At 63.4% G+C, this 20,722-nt stretch carries 20 protein-coding genes; 13 read left to right on the forward strand and 7 right to left on the reverse strand.

The features are described 5' to 3' along the window. Nucleotides 1–6: 6 nt before the first annotated feature. Nucleotides 7–1,287 carry an ethanolamine utilization protein EutH gene (gene eutH / locus AC1RMG_RS28715; protein WP_011063688.1) on the reverse strand — a complete coding sequence of 427 codons (1,281 nt, stop codon included), beginning with the start codon at nucleotides 1,285–1,287 and terminating at the stop codon, nucleotides 7–9. A 177-nt stretch (nucleotides 1,288–1,464) separates the two neighbouring features. Then, nucleotides 1,465–2,985: an acetaldehyde dehydrogenase ExaC gene (gene exaC / locus AC1RMG_RS28720; RefSeq protein WP_011063687.1), complete on the reverse strand. Its 1,521-nt coding sequence runs from the start codon at nucleotides 2,983–2,985 to the stop codon at nucleotides 1,465–1,467. A 375-nt stretch (nucleotides 2,986–3,360) separates the two neighbouring features. Between exaC and AC1RMG_RS28725 the strand changes: the two genes are divergently transcribed. The 4 genes from AC1RMG_RS28725 (at nucleotide 3,361) to AC1RMG_RS28740 (ending at nucleotide 7,673) form a co-directional block, all read left to right on the forward strand. Next, a complete protein-coding gene (locus AC1RMG_RS28725) occupies nucleotides 3,361–5,283 on the forward strand; it encodes a sigma-54-dependent Fis family transcriptional regulator (protein ID WP_011063686.1) in 1,923 nt (640 codons plus the stop codon). A 131-nt stretch (nucleotides 5,284–5,414) separates the two neighbouring features. After that, nucleotides 5,415–6,764: a UDP-N-acetylmuramate:L-alanyl-gamma-D-glutamyl-meso-diaminopimelate ligase gene (gene mpl, locus AC1RMG_RS28730; RefSeq protein WP_011063685.1), complete on the forward strand. Its 1,350-nt coding sequence runs from the start codon at nucleotides 5,415–5,417 to the stop codon at nucleotides 6,762–6,764. Continuing rightward, a complete protein-coding gene (gene ubiX, locus AC1RMG_RS28735) occupies nucleotides 6,761–7,393 on the forward strand; it encodes a flavin prenyltransferase UbiX (protein ID WP_011063684.1) in 633 nt (210 codons plus the stop codon). Before mpl ends, ubiX begins: the two co-directional genes overlap by 4 nt. Then, complete coding sequence (locus tag AC1RMG_RS28740; protein WP_011063683.1) at nucleotides 7,386–7,673, forward strand: YceK/YidQ family lipoprotein; 288 nt, start codon at nucleotides 7,386–7,388, stop codon at nucleotides 7,671–7,673. The genes ubiX and AC1RMG_RS28740 overlap by 8 nt, the downstream gene beginning before the upstream one ends. A gap of 60 nt (nucleotides 7,674–7,733) precedes the next feature. On the opposite strand, the gene AC1RMG_RS28745 is transcribed toward AC1RMG_RS28740, so the two are convergent. The 3 genes from AC1RMG_RS28745 to AC1RMG_RS28755 form a co-directional block, all read right to left on the reverse strand. Further along, a complete protein-coding gene (locus AC1RMG_RS28745) occupies nucleotides 7,734–8,375 on the reverse strand; it encodes an oxidoreductase (protein WP_011063682.1) in 642 nt (213 codons plus the stop codon). A gap of 28 nt (nucleotides 8,376–8,403) precedes the next feature. After that, nucleotides 8,404–10,122, reverse strand: a complete 1,719-nt coding sequence (locus AC1RMG_RS28750; protein ID WP_011063681.1) for a C13 family peptidase — start codon at nucleotides 10,120–10,122, stop codon at nucleotides 8,404–8,406. A 103-nt stretch (nucleotides 10,123–10,225) separates the two neighbouring features. Continuing rightward, a complete protein-coding gene (locus tag AC1RMG_RS28755; RefSeq protein ID WP_015637175.1) occupies nucleotides 10,226–10,681 on the reverse strand; it encodes a MaoC family dehydratase in 456 nt (151 codons plus the stop codon). A gap of 178 nt (nucleotides 10,682–10,859) precedes the next feature. Here AC1RMG_RS28755 and AC1RMG_RS28760 point away from each other — a divergent pair, with 178 nt between their 5' ends. From AC1RMG_RS28760 to AC1RMG_RS28770, 3 genes are read left to right on the forward strand one after another with little or no spacing between them, the layout of a single operon-like run. Then, a complete protein-coding gene (locus tag AC1RMG_RS28760; RefSeq protein ID WP_011063679.1) occupies nucleotides 10,860–11,222 on the forward strand; it encodes a CidA/LrgA family protein in 363 nt (120 codons plus the stop codon). Next, nucleotides 11,219–11,935 (forward strand): LrgB family protein, encoded by a 717-nt coding sequence (locus AC1RMG_RS28765; RefSeq protein ID WP_011063678.1) that lies wholly within the window; start codon nucleotides 11,219–11,221, stop codon nucleotides 11,933–11,935. Before AC1RMG_RS28760 ends, AC1RMG_RS28765 begins: the two co-directional genes overlap by 4 nt. Nucleotides 11,936–11,945: 10 nt before the next feature. Continuing rightward, entirely contained in the window at nucleotides 11,946–12,536 is a 591-nt protein-coding gene (locus AC1RMG_RS28770) for an LON peptidase substrate-binding domain-containing protein (RefSeq protein ID WP_011063677.1), read from the forward strand. A 42-nt stretch (nucleotides 12,537–12,578) separates the two neighbouring features. On the opposite strand, the gene AC1RMG_RS28775 is transcribed toward AC1RMG_RS28770, so the two are convergent. Both AC1RMG_RS28775 and AC1RMG_RS28780 read right to left on the reverse strand, forming a co-directional pair. Further along, nucleotides 12,579–13,895 carry a bifunctional DedA family/phosphatase PAP2 family protein gene (locus tag AC1RMG_RS28775; protein ID WP_210458020.1) on the reverse strand — a complete coding sequence of 439 codons (1,317 nt, stop codon included), beginning with the start codon at nucleotides 13,893–13,895 and terminating at the stop codon, nucleotides 12,579–12,581. Between the two features lie 45 nt (nucleotides 13,896–13,940). Continuing rightward, nucleotides 13,941–14,627 (reverse strand): DNA-3-methyladenine glycosylase, encoded by a 687-nt coding sequence (locus AC1RMG_RS28780; RefSeq protein ID WP_019094179.1) that lies wholly within the window; start codon nucleotides 14,625–14,627, stop codon nucleotides 13,941–13,943. Nucleotides 14,628–14,803: 176 nt separating this feature from the next. Between AC1RMG_RS28780 and AC1RMG_RS28785 the strand changes: the two genes are divergently transcribed. The 6 genes from AC1RMG_RS28785 to rodA are packed head-to-tail and all read left to right on the forward strand — an operon-like array spanning nucleotide 14,804 to nucleotide 20,716. Next, a complete protein-coding gene (locus AC1RMG_RS28785) occupies nucleotides 14,804–16,069 on the forward strand; it encodes a glutamate-5-semialdehyde dehydrogenase (protein ID WP_011063674.1) in 1,266 nt (421 codons plus the stop codon). Continuing rightward, nucleotides 16,069–16,713, forward strand: coding sequence for a nicotinate-nucleotide adenylyltransferase (gene nadD, locus AC1RMG_RS28790; RefSeq protein ID WP_011063673.1), 645 nt, complete (start codon nucleotides 16,069–16,071; stop codon nucleotides 16,711–16,713). The genes AC1RMG_RS28785 and nadD overlap by 1 nt, the downstream gene beginning before the upstream one ends. A 60-nt stretch (nucleotides 16,714–16,773) precedes the next feature. Further along, nucleotides 16,774–17,196, forward strand: a complete 423-nt coding sequence (gene rsfS / locus AC1RMG_RS28795) for a ribosome silencing factor (protein ID WP_015637171.1) — start codon at nucleotides 16,774–16,776, stop codon at nucleotides 17,194–17,196. Nucleotides 17,197–17,205: 9 nt separating this feature from the next. Further along, a complete protein-coding gene (gene rlmH / locus AC1RMG_RS28800) occupies nucleotides 17,206–17,673 on the forward strand; it encodes a 23S rRNA (pseudouridine(1915)-N(3))-methyltransferase RlmH (protein ID WP_011063671.1) in 468 nt (155 codons plus the stop codon). Between the two features lie 12 nt (nucleotides 17,674–17,685). Then, nucleotides 17,686–19,581, forward strand: a complete 1,896-nt coding sequence (gene mrdA, locus AC1RMG_RS28805; RefSeq protein ID WP_493170826.1) for a penicillin-binding protein 2 — start codon at nucleotides 17,686–17,688, stop codon at nucleotides 19,579–19,581. Between the two features lie 31 nt (nucleotides 19,582–19,612). Beyond that, entirely contained in the window at nucleotides 19,613–20,716 is a 1,104-nt protein-coding gene (gene rodA / locus AC1RMG_RS28810; RefSeq protein WP_015637169.1) for a rod shape-determining protein RodA, read from the forward strand. Nucleotides 20,717–20,722: the final 6 nt, after the last annotated feature.

The following is a 20,722-nucleotide window of genomic DNA, read 5'->3' on the forward strand; positions in this document are numbered from 1 at the left end:
CCGGAGTCAGGCCGTGGCCTTCTGGCCTGCCGGTTCCGGGGTTTCCAGGGCCGTGCCGCCCAGGTACTCGCCTTCGCCGATGATTCCGGCAGCCCGGTCCTGGGCTTCCAGTTGCAGGGCCTTGGGTACCGACAGCCAATAGGCCAGTCCCACCGCGACGAAGCCGGCGCTGATCTTGCCGATCAATACCGGGAGGATGATGGTCGGCTGGAAGTTGGCGGTGAAGGACAGGTGGTCCCCCAGCAGGAAGGCGGCGCAGACACCGAAGGCGATGTTCACCACCTTGTCCTTGGGCGGCATGAAGCGCACCAGGCGGAACATGGCCAGGATGTTGGCGATGGTGGCCAGCATGCCGGCACTGCCTACCGCGCTGAGGCCGATCTTGCCGCCGAGGTTTTCCAGGGGCTTGCCCAGGTACTTGCGCAGCAGGTAGACCATGGGGAAGGCGCCGGCCAGCATGATGCCGATGTAGCCGGCGGTTTCCAGGGCGCGGGTCTGGTCCTCGGCGTCGGCGATGATCGGGTGGAAGCCCCAGCCGCCGAACACCGCGGAGAAGGCCCCGGTGAAGTACTCGACGATGGAGAACACCAGTACCAGCTTGATCGCCGCGTCCATGGCCCGGCCGAAGATGATGAAACCCTTGATCATCATGTCCGGCAAAAAGCGCAGGCCCAGGGCCAGGGCCACGACGAAGATCAGGATCGGCAGCAGGTTGGCGAAGATGCTGCCCAGGCCCAGGGCCAGTTGGTAGCTGGCTTCGCCGCTGGTGCTGACCAGTTCGCGTACCTGCGGGTTGCTGAAGGCCAGGATCAGGCTGGCGATCATTACGCCCACGGGAATGGTGAGGATCCCGGACATGATCCCCAGGGCCATGTACTTGTGGTCGCGCTTGTCGAGCATCGCCAGGCCCATGGGGATCGAGAAGACGATGGTGGCGCCACCCATGAAGCCGGTGATCAGCGCCATTACCAGCGCTTCCTTGCTGGCGGCCAGGGCCGAGGCCAGCTGATAGCCGCCCATGTCCGAGGCGATGATCATGGTCGCCGCCAGGGCCGGATCGGCTCCCAGGGAATTGAAGAACGGTCCGAAGACTGTTTCGATGACCACGGTGAGATAGGGGATGGAGGCCATGATGCCCGCGGCCGGCACGAAGATGTAGCCGGTGGCGTGAATGCCTTCCATGAATTCCTTGCCCAGGCCTCGCTCGCTGTCATAGATGGCGGCGAAGGCGCCAAGTACGGCGCAGAGCATGATGAGGTAGAGCACGTAGTTGCCGATCTGATCCATTGCGTTTGTCCCTTGTTATTGTTTTTCAAGCAGGGTCTGTGCACGACTGGTTTGGCGCAGAACTTCCGACAGCAGTGTCCCGTCCGGCAAGCCGTCGGCACCGGATCAGAGCAGGTGAACCTGTGCGGCAAGGCCGCGAAAAGGCCTCCCGGCGGCCTGGGCCGCCGGGAGGATCGATCAGAAGAAGCCCAGCGGGTTGATGTCGTAGCTCACCAGCAGGTTCTTGGTCTGCTGGTAGTGGTCGAGCATCATCTTGTGGGTTTCACGGCCGACGCCGGATTTCTTGTAGCCACCGAACGCGGCGTGGGCCGGGTACAGGTGGTAGCAGTTGGTCCAGACGCGGCCGGCCTTGATCCCGCGGCCCATGCGGTAGGCGCGGTTGATGTCGCGGGTCCAGACCCCGGCACCCAGGCCGAACTCGGTGTCGTTGGCGATCGCCAGGGCTTCGGCTTCGTCCTTGAAGGTGGTGACGCTGACCACCGGGCCGAAGATTTCCTCCTGGAACACGCGCATCTTGTTGGTGCCCTTGAGCAGGGTCGGCTGGATGTAGTAGCCGCTGGACAGGTCACCCTCGAGTTTTTCCACCTTGCCGCCGGTGAGCAGCTGCGCACCTTCATTCTTGGCGATGTCGAGGTAGGAGAGGATCTTGTCGAACTGCTGCTCGGAAGCCTGGGCGCCGACCATGGTGTCGGTGTCCAGTGGGTCGCCACGCTTGATCTGCTCGATCTTCTTCATCACCACTTGCATGAATTCGTCGTAGATCGATTCCTGCACCAGGGCGCGGGATGGGCAGGTGCAGACTTCACCCTGGTTGAAGAAAGCCAGCACCAGGCCTTCGGCGGCCTTTTCGATGAACTTGGGCTCGGCCTGCATGATGTCTTCGAAGAAGATGTTCGGCGACTTGCCGCCCAGTTCCACGGTGGACGGAATGATGTTCTCGGCGGCGCACTTCATGATGTGCGAGCCCACCGGAGTCGAGCCGGTGAAGGCGATCTTGGCGATGCGCTTGCTGGTGGCCAGGGCTTCGCCGGCTTCGCGGCCAAAACCTTGCACCACGTTGAGTACGCCGGGTGGCAGCAGGTCGCCGATCACTTCCATGAGCACGGTGATGCCCAGCGGGGTCTGCTCGGCGGGCTTGAGTACCACGCAGTTGCCCGCTGCCAGGGCCGGGGCGAGTTTCCAGGCGGCCATCAGGATCGGGAAGTTCCACGGGATGATCTGCCCGACCACGCCCAGGGGTTCATGGATGTGATAGGCCACGGTGTTGCCGTCGATTTCCGCAGCGCTGCCTTCCTGGGCCCGCAGACAACCGGCGAAGTAGCGGAAGTGGTCGGCGGCCAGGGGAATGTCGGCGTTCAGGGTTTCGCGCACGGCCTTGCCGTTGTCCCAGGTTTCGGTGATGGCCAGCAGTTCGAGGTTCTGTTCGATGCGGTCGGCAATCTTCAGCAGGATCAGCGAGCGCGCCTGCACCGAGGTCGCGCCCCAGGCGTCAGCGGCGGCATGGGCGGCGTCCAGGGCCTTGTCGATGTCTTCGGCAGTGGAGCGGGGGAATTCGGCAATCGGCTGGCCGTTGACCGGCGAGGTGTTGGTGAAGTACTGGCCTTTGACAGGCGCGACGAACTCGCCGCCGATGTAGTTACCGTATTTGCTCTTGAACGAAACGATAGCGCCTTCAGTACCGGGGTGTGCGTAACGCATGGTGGGTATCTCCTGGCTTTTATGCTTATGGGGGAGGACGCGCCGTAGCGCATATCAAGCGTAGAGCAAAGGTCGGGCCAGCGTGCTACAGGCCATATGCATCAAGGGTTTGCGGATGTTTCGAGGGGACCGCTACGGGGCGCTGTGACGGATCCGGTACAGGCTTGAGTGACAGTTTGTAACCTAAGTGGCACAACCTGTGACTCGGGAGTCAAGCCGGCATTGCAATGCAGCAGCGCCTGGAGGATGCTGGTTCGCGTGTCGAATCTTGTCGGACAAGTCTGATGAGCATTCCTCCTTCGTAGTCGATTGCAGCCCGGCAGTGGCGACAGTATTTCGTCTGAGCGTGACAGCGCAGCAGGAGAATAATAAGAAATGCACACTAGCAATTACTTGAGCCGGCATGCCCAGCAGGTGCTCACCGTGGCCCAGGGCAAGGCTCATTTGCAGGGCCCGGGCAGCGATCCTTCCATTGCCCGCTCCTGGCTGCGCTGCCTCGAGGACTATCATCTCGACCCGGCCCAGGTCATGGCCCCTACGGTGCTTGAGCATGGCCGCCTGTTGGAAAGCCGCGAGCGCCTGCAAGATGTCTTGCAGATTGCCGGCACCGAGATGGCCAACCTGCACCAACAACTGTCCGGCGCCGGGCATGCGGTGCTGCTGACCGATGCCCGGGGCGTGATCCTCAACTGCATTACCGCCCCCAGCGAACGCAAGATCTTCGAGCATGCCGGACTGTGGCTGGGCGCCGATTGGAGCGAGGCCCGGGAGGGCACCAACGGCATCGGCACCTGCCTGGTGGAGCGCCAGCCGCTGACCATTCACCAGGGCGAGCATTTCCGTGGTCGGCACACCGGCCTGACCTGCTCTGCGAGCCCGGTGTTCGACCCCCATGGCGAGTTGCTGGCGGTGCTGGATGTGTCGTCGGCGCGCCAGGACGTGTCCCGGCAGAGCCAGTTCCACACCATGGCCCTGGTCAATCTGTCGGCGAAGATGATCGAGAGCTGCTATTTCCTGCGTTATTTCGAGAACCAGTGGCTGCTGCGCTTTCATCTGCAGGCGGAGTCGGTGGGGCTGTTCAGCGAGGGCCTGCTGGCGTTCGATGGCGATGGCCGGATCTGTGCGGTGAACCAGAGCGCCCTGAACCTGCTGGGGCATATTCGCGGCGGGTTGCTGGGCAAGCCGGTGGAAAGCTTTTTCGATTGCTCCCTGGATGAACTGCTCGGCCGCGCCAGTATCAATGCCAGCGCCAGTTGGCCATTGCGCACCCGGGACGGGCGACGCCTGTTCGCCTTGTTGCGCGGCCAGCCACAGCCGGCCGCACAACCAGCGGTGCTGCGGGCACCGCAGGCCATTGCGCCGGCGCGGCCCTCGGGGATCTGCCTGGGGGATGACGGCCTGCAGAACGATTTTCGCCGCGCCTCGCGAGTGTTCGAGCGCGATGTGCCGTTGCTGATCAATGGCGAGACCGGCTCCGGCAAGGAGGCCTTCGCCAAGGCGGTGCACCAGGGCAGCGCGCGGGCGGGCAAGGCCTTTGTCGCGCTCAACTGCGCGGCTATCCCGGAAAGCCTGATCGAGAGCGAGCTGTTCGGTTATCGCGGCGGCAGCTTTACCGGGGCGCGCAAGGAGGGCATGCGCGGCAAGTTGCAGCAGGCTGATGGCGGTACCCTGTTCCTCGATGAAATCGGCGATATGCCCCTGGCCCTGCAGACCCGTTTGCTGCGGGTACTGGAGGATCGGCTGGTGGTGCCGATCGGCGGCGAGCCGCAACCGGTCAACGTGCGCATCATCAGCGCGACCCACCGTGACCTGCTGGAGCGGGTGCGCGACGGTAGCTTCCGTGAGGACCTGTATTACCGGCTCAATGGCCTGGAGATCGCCTTGCCGGCCTTGCGCGATCGCAGCGACAAATCCCAGTTGCTGGATTTCCTCCTGGCCGAAGAGGCGGGCGGCCAGCCGGTGATGCTGGAGGACGCGGTGCGCCAGAGCCTGTTGAGTTATTCCTGGCCGGGTAACGTGCGGCAATTGCGCAACGTGCTGCGTACCCTGGCGGCCTTGTGTGAAAACGGCCGCATTGGCCTGGATGATCTGCCGCCGCTGATCCGCCACAGCCGCCCGGCGCCGCTGGGCGAAGCGGAAGCAGAGGTGCCGGAGCGGCCACTGGAGGATGCAGAGCGGGTGGCGTTGCTGGCGGCCCTGGAGCAGCAGCGCTGGCACATGACCCATACCGCCGAGCAGTTGGGCGTGAGCCGCAACACCCTCTATAGAAAGCTGCGCAAGCACGGCATCGCGCGCTAGTCCGAGCTGCCGGCCGCTGCTGGCCCGTCGGGCTTGCGCCGGCGCAGGCCAGCAGCAACCTCCCGGTCAGCTAATGGGTGCGATTTGCAGCCCTCTACGCTAACCTGCGCCGATGTTTTTCGAGGTCGACTATGCACATCCATATTCTCGGTATCTGCGGCACTTTCATGGGGTCGATGGCGGTTCTGGCCAAAGAGCTGGGCCATCACGTCACCGGTTCCGACGCTAACGTGTATCCACCGATGAGCACCCAGTTGCAGGCCCAGGGCATCGAGCTGACCCAGGGCTACGATCCTGCCCAGCTGGACCCGGCGCCGGACCTGGTGGTGATCGGCAATGCCATGTCCCGCGGCAACCCGGCGGTGGAGTACGTGCTGAACAAGGGCCTGCCCTATGTGTCCGGCCCGCAATGGCTGGCCGACCATGTGCTGCAGGGGCGTTGGGTACTGGCGGTGGCCGGGACCCACGGCAAGACCACCACCAGCAGCATGCTGGCCTGGGTCCTGGAGCATGCGGGCATGAGCCCGGGCTTCCTGATCGGCGGCGTGCCACAGAATTTCGCCGTCTCCGCGCGCTTGGGCGGTACGCCGTTCTTCGTGATCGAGGCCGATGAGTACGACAGCGCCTTCTTCGACAAGCGCTCGAAGTTCGTCCACTACCGCCCACGGACCGCGATCCTCAATAACCTGGAATTCGATCATGCGGACATCTTCCCTGATCTTCCGGCTATCGAGCGGCAGTTCCACCATCTGGTGCGGACCATTCCCAGCGAAGGCCTAGTGATCCATCCCACCACCGAGCCTGCCTTGCAGCGGGTGATCGAGATGGGCTGCTGGACCCCGGTGCAGACTACCGGCGCCGGTGGCCAGTGGCAGGTCAAGTTGCTGAGCGCCGACGGTTCGGCCTTCGAGGTGATGTTCGAAGGCGTGAGCCAGGGCGTGGTGGAGTGGGAGCTGACCGGCCAGCACAACGTCGCCAATGCCCTGGCCACCCTGGCTGCGGCACGCCATGTGGGCGTGGTGCCATCGATGGGCATTGCCGGCCTGAGCGCGTTCAAGAGCGTGAAGCGGCGCATGGAGAAAGTCGCCGAAGTGCATGGCGTGACCATCTACGATGACTTCGCCCATCACCCGACGGCCATCGCCACTACGCTGGATGGCTTGCGCAAGCGGGTTGGCGATGCCCCGGTGATCGCCATCATCGAGCCGCGCTCCAACTCCATGAAGCTTGGCGCGCACCGCGATGGCCTGCCGGAAAGCGTCAACCAGGCCGATCAGGTGATCTGGTATGCCCCGGCCAACCTGGGCTGGGACCTGGCCGCCACGGCGGCCTTGTGCACGGTGCCGTCGATTGTCAGCGACTCTCTGGAAGGCATCATCGAGCGGGTGAAGAGCCAGGCCAAGCCGGGCACCCAGGTGGTGATCATGAGCAACGGCGGCTTTGGCGGCCTGCACGGCAAACTGGCCGAGGCGCTGCGATGAACAACGGCCCGGAACGCATCACCCTGGCCATGACCGGTGCCTCGGGCGCCCAGTACGGCTTGCGCCTGCTGGACTGCCTGGTGCGTGAGGACCGGGAGGTGCATTTTCTGATCTCCAAGGCTGCGCAATTGGTCATGGCCACGGAAACCGATGTGACCCTGCCGCCCAAGCCGCAGACCATGCAGGCCTTCCTCACCGAATACACCGGTGCGTCGGCGGGGCAGATCCGCGTTTATGGCAAGGAGGACTGGATGTCGCCGGTGGCCTCGGGCTCCGGCTCGCCGGCGGCGATGGTAGTGGTGCCGTGCTCCACCGGTACCTTGTCGGCGATTGCCACCGGTGCCTGCAACAACCTGATCGAGCGCGCCGCGGACGTGACCCTCAAGGAGCGCCGGCAGTTGATTCTGGTGCCTCGCGAGGCGCCGTACTCCAGCATTCACCTGGAGCACATGCTCAAGTTGTCGAACATGGGCGTGACCATTCTGCCGGCCTCGCCGGGCTTCTATCACCAGCCGCAGACCATCGATGACCTGGTGGATTTTGTCGTGGCGCGGATTCTCAATCTGTTGAACATCCCGCAGGACATGTTGCCGCGCTGGGGCGAGCATCATCTGAGCAGCGATGAGTAAGTCCCTGCTGGTGCTGTTGGCCGCCCTGCAACTGGGCGGCTGTGCCACGGCCCGGACCTTGAATGCCGCCCAGCCCGGGGCGCCGGTGGTGTATTCGGGGACGCGCCTGGACTTGTATGCGATGCAGGGTGGGTGCTGCGCCATGGACCGCTTTGGCGCTGAGGCACCGAGCTATCCTGGCGTGGATCTGCCAGCCAGTGCCCTGCTCGATACCCTGTTGCTGCCGCTGTCGGTGCTGACGGTATTGGGGGTGGGGTTTCAGGCAACGGGCGGGTTGTAGTGCTTCGCCGGCAAGCCGGCTCCTACAGGTACGTGCAGGAGCGGCTTGCGGGCGAGCGATTCATTTGCCCAGCTTGCGTAGTTCGTCGGACTCGACGATCCGCGTGCCGGTCTGCTCTTCCAGGGCCAGGCGCCACATGGCCCGGGCCAGTTGGCAGGCTTCGATCCCGCGGTACTTGCCCGGTATCAGCCGCGACAGTGGTCCGGCCAGCTGTTCGCCCAGGCGCGGCTCGATGCGATCCCCCAGCAGCAGTGATGGCCGGCAGATGGTCAGTTGTGGCCAGCCCTGCAGTTTCAGCGCTTCTTCCATTTCACCTTTGACCCGGTTGTAGAAGATCGACGACTTGGGGTCGGCGCCCAGGGCGCTGATCACGATCAGGTGCCGTGCGCCCAGCTCCCGCGCGCGTTTGCCGAAGGCCACCACCATGTCCAGGTCCACCGCGCGAAAAGCGGCTTCGGAACCGGCCTGCTTGAGGGTGGTACCCAGGCAGCAGAAGGCGATTTCCACTTTGCCGCTGAGTTGCGGCAGGAATACGGCGGGGTCGCCGACCGGGTTTTCCAGGCGTGGGTGTTCGCTCAGTGGGCGTCTGCTGGGCGCGAGGACGCGGGTGATGGTGGGCTCGTTGAGCAGACGATCGAGCAGTTGCTCCCCGGTCAGGCCGGAGGCGCCGGCGAGCAGGATATGCTGAGGCGTCAAGTACATGGTCATTCCCCCTTGATACTGTTTCAGCTTAGTTGCTCTGTGCTTCCTTGCTGCTTATAGAGACACTCTGCAGGGCCTTTCGTGCCTGCTGTTTGCGCAATTGTTGCCAATGGGCAATGACGCCTCTGGGCGCCCAGATCTGCGGCTCCGACGCTTCGAAGCCGTCTGCCTGCTCACGCTCGGCAACGATGCCCCGGGCCAGCTTGAATGCATGCTCCAGGTCGTCGGTCTGGTTCAGCGCCTGGGCGAACAGGGCATCGCCAAAGTAGGTGAAGTCGGCCTCTTCCGAGCAGCCGAAGGACACTCGGTCTGCCTGAGATGCGGTCATGATCAGGGTTCGCTCATCCTTGAGGGCCGGGATGAAGCCGCCGGAGTAGCAGGAAGAGATGACGATGATCTTGTCGCGGTTCTTCAGCGGGGCCAGGGCGGTGGCCAGTTCATCGGCGGGCAGGTCTGCCAGCTCCAGGCGCGGCTGGTCCAGCACCAGTTCGTGGGCGCTGGTGCCGTGGCTGGTGAGGTAGATGAACACCAGGTCTTCCGGGCCGCTGCGTTCGGCCAGGGTCTGGGCGGCGCGGCGCAGGTTTTCCCGGGTGGCCATGGGCCGGTTCATCAGGTGGTCGCGGTGATTGACCAGGCGGATCTGGCCGTAGGCGCCGAAGCGACTGGCGAGCATGTTGCTGACATAGTCGGCCTCGCGCAGGAACACGCTCTGCTTGCCGTCGCCGGCCAGGGTCAGGCTGTAGAGTTCGATGGCCGGGGTGGAGGCGGGCACCGTATCGAGGGCTTCCTTGAGCAAGCGGCCCTGGACCAGCAGCGCAGTTTCCAGCGGGTCTGGCAGTAGCTTGCCATCGGCGTCGCGAACCCGCAGGCCGTTGTTCCACACACCGCTTTGCACGCTGCCATCGCGCAGTACCAGTACGCCGTGGCCTTGGTAGTTGTCACTGTCGAAGCCGCCAACGTAGAAGCTGCCATCGCTGAGATTTAGCCGCCCCTCACCGCTGAAGCGCCAGTCGCTGAAGGTGCCGACATAGTGGCTGCCGTCGGCGCCGGTCAGTTCGCCCTTGCCACTCAGGGCGCCTTCCTTGAACTGGCCGATCCAGACGTCGCCGTCGGAGTTTTCGTAGCGGCCCTTGCCGTTGAGCTGGTTGTGCTTGAAGCCGCCGACGTAGATGTCGCCTTCGGCACTGTTGAAGGTGCCGTTGCCTTCCAGCTGGCCGTTGACGAAGTTGCCGGTGAACTGGTTGCCGCTGGCGTCGCTGCGCTGGCCTTCGCCATTGGGCTTGCCCTTGGCGAACTGGCCCTGGTACTGGCTGCCGTCGTCCAGTTCCAGGCGCCCGAGGCCCGAATACAGGTCGGCCTTGAATTCGCCGCGGTAGGTCATGCCGTCTTCTTTGAGGGTGCCTTCGCCATCCCGGCGGCCGAGCTTGAAGCCGCCGCTGTAGCTGCTGTCCTTGGTGGTCAGGGTGCCCTGACCATGGAACAGCCCTTGCTGGAACTGGCCGCGATAGACCTCGCCGTTGCTGCCGTGCCATTCCCCCTGGCCATGCCACTGGCCCTTGTCGAACTGGCCGGCGTACCAACTGCCGTTGGGGTAGTCGATGCGCCCTTGTCCCTGGAGCAGGCCATTGACCAGGTCGCCTCGATAGCGCCCGCCATCCGGCAGGCGGGCATCGGGCGGCAACAGCGATTCGCCGTCGCCACAGGCACTGAGCAATAGGGTCAAAACCAGGGGTGCAAGTGGGCGCATAACGGGTTCCGGATAATTAGGGGACCGAGTATGCCGCAGCGGTGTGTCTTATATATAGAGAGGTTGAGCGAAACAGCGTGAGCTGTTTCGCATCGGAGGGATTTCAGACGAAACAGAGCGACAGCGGCTCGGCGATATAGGCCGGTTTTTCCTGGCCGTCGATTTCCAGGGTGGCAGTCGCCTTGAGCAGCCACTGACCGGGTTTCTTTTCGGTGACTTCAGTCAGGTCGACCTTGAGCCGCACCTTGGAATTGACTGGCACCGGCTGGATGAAACGCACGCTGTCCAGGCCGTAGTTGACCACCATCTTCAGGCCCTGGGGCAGCACGAGGATGTCTTCCATCAGTTTGGGGATCAGCGACAGGGTCAGGAAACCGTGGGCAATGGTGCTGCCGAACGGGGTCTGTGCGGCCTTGACCGGATCCACGTGGATGAACTGGAAGTCACCGGTCGCCTCGGCGAAGAGGTTGATGCGCTCCTGGTCGATGGTGAGCCATGGGGAACGTCCGAGTTCCTTCCCGACATAATCTTTGAGCTCTGCAACAGGAACATGGGGCATTGAGACTCTCCTTGGATCAACGATTTATTAGTATTCGACGTTGTGTGGTGCGCTCTGAAACTTCCACTTTAGATCATCATGGCGATCCTTCCCGGTAAACATCCATGCTTTTGGCGAATGCCGGTTCATAGCACCTGCGTGCTTATAATGCGCGACGGGATCTGGCTGGAGAGGCGGTATGTTGTTACGCGGTTTGACATGGCTGGTGCTGTTCCAATTGCTCGGAACGGCGCTCAATCACCTGCTGTTGCCCGTGCTTCCCGGGCCCATCATCGGCCTGTTGCTGCTGCTGGTTTTCCTGGTGGTGCGCGGTGAAGTGGGCGAGCCGCTGAATCTCGCGGCTGGCAGCCTGCTGCGTTACCTGCCGCTGCTGCTGGTGCCGCCTGCGGTGGGGGTCATGGTCTATGCCCGGGACATCGCCGCGGACTTCTGGGCCATTACCGGCGCGCTGGTGTTGTCCCTGGTGATCTCGATGGCCTTTGTCGGCGTGCTGATGCAGCGCCTGGTCAAGCGCCAGGGCCGGCAGGAGGACAGTCAATGATCTTCGATTGGCAGGGGGCCTGGGCCGCGGTGATCCATCACCCGCTGTTTGGCATCGGCATCACGCTGGGTGCCTATCAACTGGTGCTGGCGGCGTTCGAGAAGACCCGCTGGATGTTCCTGCAGCCGGTGCTGGTGTCCATGCTATTGGTGATCGGCGTGCTGCTCGGCTGCGGCCTGAGCTATGCCGAGTACCGCAAGAGCACCGAAATCCTGAGCATTCTGCTGGGCCCGGCGACGGTAGCCCTGGCTGTGCCGCTGTACCTCAACCTGCGACGGATCCGCCAATTGTTCTGGCCGATATTGGCTACGCTGGTGGTGGGCGGCGTCGTGGCTACCAGCCTGGGCGTACTGCTGGGATGGTGGTTTGGTGCCGAGCACATGATCCTAATGACCATGGCGCCCAAGTCGGTGACCTCGCCCATTGCCATGCTGGTGGCCGAGCAGATTGGTGGCGTGGCGGCGTTGGCGGCGGTCTTCGTGCTGATTACCGGAGTGATCGGAGCGATATTTGGCCCGGGGCTGCTCAACCGTTTGGGGGTGCATGGCCCGGAAGCGCGAGGCATGGCCCTGGGCATGACCGCCCACGCAGTGGGCACCTCGGTGGCCCTGCAGGAAAGTGAGGAGTGCGGCGCCTTTGCGGCGCTGGCGATGAGTCTGATGGGCGTGGCCACGGCGGTGTTGCTGCCGTTGGCGGTGTCGTTGCTGGTTTAAGGAAGGAAGTATGAACCTGGCGCTTTTTCCTCTGAATACCGTGCTGTTTCCCGATTGCATTCTCGATCTGCAGATTTTCGAGGCGCGTTATCTCGACATGATCGGGCGCTGCATGAAGCAGGGCAGCGGGTTTGGGGTGGTGTGCATCCTTGAAGGGGAGGAGGTCGGGACGGCCGCCCAGGGCTATGCGCAAATTGGCTGTGAAGCCTTGATCACCGACTTCCACCAGCAGGACAACGGGCTGCTGGGAATCAGGGTCAAGGGCGGTCGGCGTTTTCGCATTCTGCAAAGCGAAGTGCAGAAAGACCAACTGACGGTGGCCCGGGTGCAATGGCTTGAAGAGGCCCCCGAACAGCCATTGCAGGATGAAGATGCGGACCTGATTGCGCTGCTCAAGGCCTTGGCCGAACATCCGATGGTCGAGGCCCTGGATATGGGGGTCGAGGCTACGGGGCAGCTGTCACTGGCCAATCAGTTGGCCTACCTGCTGCCTTTTTCCGAACAGGACAAGATCGACCTGCTGCAACTGGATGACCCGCAGCAGCGTCTGGATGCCATCCAGCAGTTGCTGGACGAGCTGCAAGGCGAACTCTTCGCCTGAGCCGCAGCCTGTAGTGGCGGCCGCAGCTTGCCTCTGGCGTTTTTAATAGGCGTACCGCAGCAGGGCGTGAGGCAAGTGCCGTGTCGCCATGTATCCGCACATCAACAGCATGACCGGCAGTAGCAGCCACCAGGCCCTGGCCGGCATCGGCTTGAGCGGGCCTTGCCATTGGCTCAGGGTCAGGCTGGCGGCGCAGACACAGGCCGCGAGCATGGCGCCGGCGAGAATGTCGGTTGGCCAATGGGCCCCCAGATAGACCCGGGACAAGGCAATGGCAGCCGCCGGCAGGCAGCCCAGCAACAGCCAGGTCAGGCGCATGCGGGGTGGCTGGCCACGGCCGGCCAGAACTGCCAGGGTCAAGAACAGGGCGAAGGAGCCGGAAGAGTGACCGCTGGGCATGCTGAAACTGGTGAGAGGCTCGCTCAGCACTTCAGGGCGTACCCGTGCGAAGAACCATTTGCTGCCGGTGTTGGCCAGGGCAGTACACAGCAGGGTCGCTCCGGCGAACGCGGCCTGGCGCCATTGGCGCAGGGCCAGGAGCAGCAGGGTCAGCACTGCGCTGAGGATGAACATGGCGCGGAACTCGCCGATCTGGGTGATCATGACCATGATCTTGTCCAGAGCCGGGTCCCGGTGCTCCTGTACCAGGGCGATCAGGCCCTGGTCGAACTGCGTCAGGTACGGATAGCCGATGAACAGCCCTGCCAGAATCAGCAGGCTCAGGCCGGACATCAACAGGGTTGCCCGGCGATGGCGCCGAAGGCTGCTGTTGACGCTCAGGCCGACAAGCACCACCAGGCTGCCAATGACGATGCCCGCCTGGGGCCAGAAGCCTTCGGGCAGGGGCAGGCGAATCGCCGCGCCCGTGGCCCAGCCCGGCAGCAGATAGGCCAGCGACCAGCCCGCCGCCGCCAGCAGGCTGACGGCGAGGAAGCGTGGGAACGGCATGTCGAACATTCCGGCCACCATCGGCAGCATCGGTCGTAGCGGGCCGATGAAGCGGCCCACCAGCAGGCTGGCGATGCCATAGCGCTGGAAGTAGCTTTCCGCACCGCTGATCCATTCAGGGTGATGACGAAGGCCGGGCAAGCGGCGAATGCCTTGGTGGAAATGCCGTCCCAGCAGATAGGACATCACGTCCCCAAGCAATCCGCCGGCAGCACCTAGGAGCAGGGTTTCCCCCAGTGACAGGGCGCCATTGCCGGCCAGTACCGCAATCGCGAACAGCAGGACCGTGCCCGGCACGATCAGGCCCACGATCGCCAGGCATTCCATGCAGGCCACGATGAACACTGCGGCTGCCAGCCATTGGGGGTTGCTGGTTAGCCAGGCGGTCACGCTGTCGAGCCATGGGCCCATAAATTCAACTCCGTTGTTGTTTTTTGCTGAGGTGGGACGGTGGCGTCAGCCGAGCACCAGGTAGTCGCGCCCTTCGACCTGGCCGCGACGCAAAGGGTTGCGCGTGCAGTAGGGGGCGTAGGCGGCATCGACAAAGCGATACATCAGGTGTTCGTCACGCCCATGGGGGATGCCCAGGCGGGTGGTCTGGAGGATGTGTGGCACGGCGGCACCCACATCTTCGACGAAGAGAATCTCGTGATCGAAGCGTTTCGCATCCCAGACCGGAACCTTCAGGCCCAGGGCCTTGCACAGCAGGGTCTGGCCGGCGCAGAGCTTTTGCGCGGGGCGCGGCCGGCCACTGGCGTCCGGATTGTTCAGCAGCATCTGCGCCAGGCTGGCAGGGCCGGAGACTTCATCGACCCAGGGATAGGCGGACTTGATCAGTACGGCATTGCCAGGGCCCCGGGCGCTGAAGTTCAGGGAGTCGCCGCCGCGGGCGTAGTACATATAGATGTGGCCGCCGTCCAGAAACAAAGCCTTACGCTTTTCTGTGTAGCCGAGGGAGGCGTGGCTGCCTTTTTCCTCGCAGTAATAGGCTTCGGTTTCGATAATGCGCGCGGACAGCCACAGATCGCCGACTTTATGGCGGATGACTTTGCCCAACAGTTCGCGGGCCAAAAGCTCGGCATCACGGTCGAAAAAGCCGTCCGGCAGGGCTTTTGGCAGTTTTGCAGAGGTCAGAATGGACATGGTGGCGAAGGGTTATGGCGGAAAAGGTGACGCAATGGTAACAACTCCAGGCTTAATTCAGGCTGAACGCCGGGTATTTGCACTCCATTTCGACCATCCGCCCGTGACCGCTGTCCGTGGGCCGGCGCGACAGCTATAATCAGCCGCTTTCCTCTTTGCCAAGACCACACCAGACCATGACTGAGTCCGTTCTTGACTACATGACCCGCCTGGGTCGCGCTGCCCGCCAGGCTTCCCGGGTGATCGCCCGTGCCACCACCGCGCAAAAGAATCGTGCGCTGCTGGCGGCTGCCGATGCGTTGGACGCGGCACGACCGGAACTGACTGCGGCCAACGAGCAGGACCTGGCCAACGGCCGGGCCAATGGTCTGGAGCCGGCTCTGCTGGATCGCCTGGCGCTGACCCCGGCGCGTATCGACGAAATGATCGAAGGCCTGCGTCAGGTGGCCAAGCTGCCTGACCCCATCGGTGAAATCCGCGACATGCGCTACCTGCCGTCGGGCATCCAGGTGGGCAAGATGCGCGTGCCCCTGGGGGTGATCGGCATCATCTACGAGTCGCGCCCGAACGTGACCATCGATGCGGCCAGCCTGTGCCTGAAGTCGGGCAACGCCACCATCCTGCGCGGCGGTTCCGAGGCGATCCATTCCAACCGCGCCATCGCCACCTGCATTCAGCAGGGCCTGGCGGCGGCCGACCTGCCGCCTCACGTGGTGCAGGTAGTGGAAACCACCGACCGCGCTGCGGTTGGAGCGCTGATCACCATGCCCGAGTTCGTCGACGTGATCGTGCCCCGTGGCGGCAAGAGCCTGATTGAGCGGGTCAGCCGTGACGCCAAGGTGCCGGTGATCAAGCACCTGGACGGCGTCTGCCACGTGTATATCGATGTCGCGGCGGACCTGGACAAGGCCATTCGCATTGCCGACAACGCCAAGACCCAGCGCTATGCACCGTGCAACACCATGGAAACCCTGCTGGTTCACTCCGCCATTGCCGAGCGCGTATTGCCGCCATTGGCCGCGATCTATCGCGACAAGGGCGTCGAGCTGCGTGGCTGTGCGCAAACCCGCGCACTCCTCGGTGCCGGTGTGTTGGAAGCAACCGAAGAAGACTGGCGCACCGAGTACACCGCGCCGATCCTCTCGATCCGCGTGCTGGACAACCTGGAGCAGGCCATCGAGCACATCAATACCTATGGCTCGCACCACACCGACTCGATCGTCACCGAAAACTTCAGTGACGCCCGGCGCTTCCTTAACGAAGTGGATTCCAGTTCGGTCATGGTCAATGCCTCGACGCGCTTTGCCGACGGCTTCGAGTACGGCCTGGGCGCGGAGATCGGCATTTCCACCGACAAGCTGCACGCCCGTGGCCCGGTTGGGCTGGAAGGGCTGACCAGCGAGAAGTACGTAGTCTTTGGCGACGGTCACGTGCGTACTTGATGGGCAAACGTATCGGTCTGCTGGGCGGCACCTTCGATCCAGTGCATATCGGCCACTTGCGTGGCGCGCTGGAGGTGGCGGAATCCATGCAACTCGATGAGCTGCGCCTGGTACCCAGTGCCAGGCCGCCCCATCGGGATACACCGCAGGTGTCGGCCCTCGATCGTCTGGCGATGGTCGAGTGTGCGGTGGCGGGCGTTTCACCCCTGGTGGTGGACGACCGTGAGCTGAAACGGGACAAGCCGTCCTACACCATCGACACCCTGGAACAGATGCGGGCCGAGCTGGCCGCAGATGACCAGTTGTTTCTGTTACTGGGCTGGGACGCGTTTTGCGGCCTGCCCACCTGGCATCGCTGGGAAGAGTTACTCCAGCATTGCCACATCCTGGTGCTGCAACGCCCGGATGCCGACAGCGAACCGCCGGATGCCTTGCGCAACCTGCTGGCAGCGCGTTCGGTGAGCGACCCTTTGGCCCTGCAAGGGCCTGGGGGACACATTGCATTCGTCTGGCAGACGCCGCTTGCGGTGTCCGCCACCCAGATCCGTCAACTGCTGGCCAGCGGTAAGTCGGTACGTTTCCTGGTGCCTGACGCGGTCCTGGCCTATATCGATGCACACGGGCTTTACCGTGCGCCGAACTGAAGGAGCGCTGCCGGCCTGTGCTGAGCGGCGTTCCAAACATACGAGCTAAACGAGTTTTATATGACTAACCAAGTAATGAAAGGCGAAGATCTGGTCAAGGTGGCTGTCGCCGCGCTGGAAGACGTCAAGGCCCAGGACGTCCTGGTGATCGATGTTCGCGACAAGCAGAGCATCACTGACTACATGATCATCGCTACCGGTACCTCCAACCGCCAGATCGGCGCGATGCTGGAAAAGGTCCGTGAAATGGTCAAGGCCCAGGGCGTGCGCCCATTGGGTGAAGAAGGCAAGGGCGACAGCGACTGGGTGCTGCTGGACCTGGACGACGTGATCGTGCACATGATGACCGCCTCGGCCCGCCAGTTCTACGACCTGGAGCGTCTGTGGCAGGGCGCCGAGCAGAGCCGCGCGGCCGATGGCAAGCACCACAGCCCGGAGCATGGCCACGAGCACTTCACCAAGCTCAACAAAGACCAGCAATAAGGGACGGCTGTGCGCCTGCGTCTGATCGCTGTCGGTTCACGCATGCCCAAGTGGGTGGAAGAGGGTTGGCACGAGTATGCCAAGCGTCTGCCATCCGAGCTGGCGTTGGAACTGGTGGAAATTCCGCTCAATACCCGGGGCAAGAACGCCGACGTGGCTCGCTTCATCCGTCAGGAGGGCGAGGCCATGCTGGCCAAGGTCGGGCATAACGAGCGCATCGTCACCCTCGAGGTGCATGGCAAACCCTGGAGCACCGAGCAACTGGCGGTGGAACTGGATCGCTGGCGTCTCGATTCGCGCACCGTGAATTTCATGGTCGGCGGCCCGGAAGGGCTGGCGCCGGAGGTCTGTGCGCGGGCGGATCAGCGCTGGTCGCTGTCGCCGCTGACCTTGCCGCACCCGCTGGTGCGGATTCTCATCGGTGAACAGCTGTATCGCGCCTGGACCGTGCTGTCCGGGCACCCTTACCACAAGTAGCCCGCGCCCCTCATGTCCCAGCCGATCCGCATCAAGGACCACGAAAAAGACGCCCGTCTGGTGCGTGGCCGTGTCGTGTTCGGCGCCATCATGGTGGTTTGCCTGATCGGTGTGCTGGTTGCCCGGCTGTATTACCTGCAGGTGATCCAGTACGACTACCACTCCACCCTTTCGGAGAACAACCGGGTCCACGTGCAGCCGATTCCACCGACTCGCGGGTTGATTTTCGACCGCAATGGCGTGGTGGTGGCGGACAACCGGCCCAGTTTCAGCCTGAGCATGACCCGCGAGCGTTCCGGCGACTGGCAGCAGGTGCTCGACGTGATCGTCGAGGTGCTGGAGCTGACTCCGGAAGACCGGGTGCTGTTTGAAAAGCGCATGAAGCAGGGGCGTCGGCCTTTCGAGCCGGTGCCGATCCTGTTCGAGCTGACGGAAGAGCAGATCGCCCGGATCGCGGTGAACCAGTTCCGCCTGCCCGGTGTGGAAGTGGTGGCCCAGCTGGTCCGGCATTACCCCCAGGGTGCGCATTTTGCGCACTCCGTGGGCTATATGGGGCGGATCAACGAGAAAGAGCTCAAGTCCCTCGATCCGGTGAACTACAGCGGTACCCACCATATCGGCAAGACCGGCATCGAGCGCTTCTACGAGCCTGAGCTGCACGGCCAGGTGGGTTACGAAGAGGTCGAGACCAACGCCCGTGGCCGGGTGCTGCGGGTGCTCAAGCGCACCGACCCGATTCCCGGCAAGGACATTGTCCTGAGCCTGGACATCAAGTTGCAGGAAGCCGCGGAACTGGCCCTGGGCGGGCGCCGTGGCGCGGTGGTAGCCCTGGACCCGAGTACCGGTGAAGTGCTGGCGATGGTCAGCCAGCCGAGCTTCGACCCCAACCTGTTCGTCACCGGCATCAGCTTCAAGGCCTATGCCGAGCTGCGCGATTCCATCGACCGGCCGCTGTTCAACCGGGTGCTGCGTGGCCTCTATCCGCCGGGTTCGACCATCAAGCCGGCGGTGGCCATTGCCGGGCTGGATGCCGGCGTGGTCACGGCTTCGACCCGGGTCTACGACCCGGGCTACTACCAGTTGCCCAACTACGACCACAAGTACCGCAACTGGAACCGTACCGGTGACGGTTATGTCGACCTGGATACCGCGATCATGCGGTCCAACGACACCTATTTCTACGACCTGGCCCACAAGCTGGGGATCGACCGGCTGTCCGCCTACATGAGCAAGTTCGGTATCGGCCAGAAGGTCTCTTTGGACATGTTCGAGGAGTCGCCGGGCTTGATGCCGACCCGCGAATGGAAGCGCGCCACCCGGCGCCAGGCCTGGTTCCCGGGGGAGACCCTGATTCTCGGGATCGGCCAGGGCTACATGCAGTCCACGCCGTTGCAACTGGCCCAGGCCACCGCCCTGGTCGCCAGCAAGGGCAAGTGGAACCGGCCGCACCTGGCCAAAAGCATCGAGGGCGAGAAGCCGGTGGATCACAACCCGATGCCGGACATTGTCCTGCGTGACCCCTCGGACTGGACGAAGGTCAACCATGGCATGCAGCAGGTGATGCACGGTGCCCGGGGCACCGCGCGCAAGGCTGCGGCCGGTTCGCCGTACCGGATTGCCGGCAAGAGTGGTACCGCCCAGGTGGTGGCGATCAAGCAGGGCGAGAAGTACGACCGCTCCAAGGTCCAGGAACGGCATCGTGACCACGCCTTGTTCGTCGGCTTCGCTCCGGCGGAAAACCCCAAGATCGTGGTCTCGGTCATGGTCGAGAACGGTGAGTCGGGCTCCGGCGTCGCGGCACCGGTAGTGCGTCAGGTGATGGATGCCTGGCTTCTCGGCCAGGACGGCCAGCTCAAGCCCGAGTTCGCCAGCCCTATCAGTGCGGAGGCTACGGCCCGTGAAGAGTAATTTTGACCGCATCCTCTCCAGTGAGGATGTGATGCGTCGTCGCGCGACGCTGTTGCAGCGCCTGCATATCGATGGCCCGCTGCTGGTGCTGCTGCTGACCCTGGCTGCCGGCAGCCTGTTCGTGCTGTATTCCGCCAGCGGCAAGAGTTGGGACCTGCTGGCCAAACAGGCCACTTCATTCGGTATCGGCCTGGTGTCGATGATCGTCATCGCCCAGTTCGAGCCGCGCTTCATGGCCCGCTGGGTGCCGCTGGGCTACGTGTTCGGCGTGGTGCTGCTGGTGGTGGTAGATGTCATGGGCCACAACGCCATGGGAGCGACCCGCTGGATCAACATCCCCGGGGTGATCCGCTTCCAGCCGTCGGAGTTCATGAAGATCATCATGCCGGCGACCATCGCCTGGTACCTGTCCAAGCGCACCCTGCCACCCCATCTCAAGCATGTGGGGATCAGCCTGGTGCTGATTGGCATTCCGTTCATCCTGATCGTGCGTCAGCCTGACCTGGGTACGGCCTTGCTGATCCTGGCCGGCGGCACCTTCGTGCTGTTCATGGGCGGCCTGCGCTGGCGCTGGATCCTCAGCGTGCTGGCGGCTGCGGTTCCCGTGGCCATCGCCATGTGGTTCTTCATCATGCACGACTACCAGAAGCAGCGGATCCTGACTTTCCTCGACCCGGAGAGCGATCCGCTGGGCACCGGCTGGAACATCATCCAGTCCAAGGCCGCCATCGGCTCCGGTGGGGTGTTCGGCAAGGGCTGGCTGCTGGGCACCCAGTCGCACCTGGATTTTTTGCCGGAGAGCCACACCGACTTCATTATCGCTGTCATGGGCGAGGAGTTCGGCCTGGTGGGCATCTGTGCGCTGCTGCTGATCTACCTGCTGCTGATCGGGCGCGGGCTGGTGATCACCGCCCAGGCCCAGACACTGTTTGGCAAATTGCTCGCGGGCAGCCTGACCATGACGTTTTTTGTTTACGTTTTCGTCAACATCGGTATGGTCAGTGGCTTGTTGCCGGTCGTAGGGGTTCCGTTGCCGTTCATTAGCTACGGAGGAACTTCGCTGGTGACGCTACTGTCAGCGTTTGGGGTTTTGATGTCGATCCATACCCATCGCAAGTGGATCGCGCAGGTTTGATTAAGG

The organism is Pseudomonas sp. GW822-FHT04H02 (genome assembly GCF_058800645.1).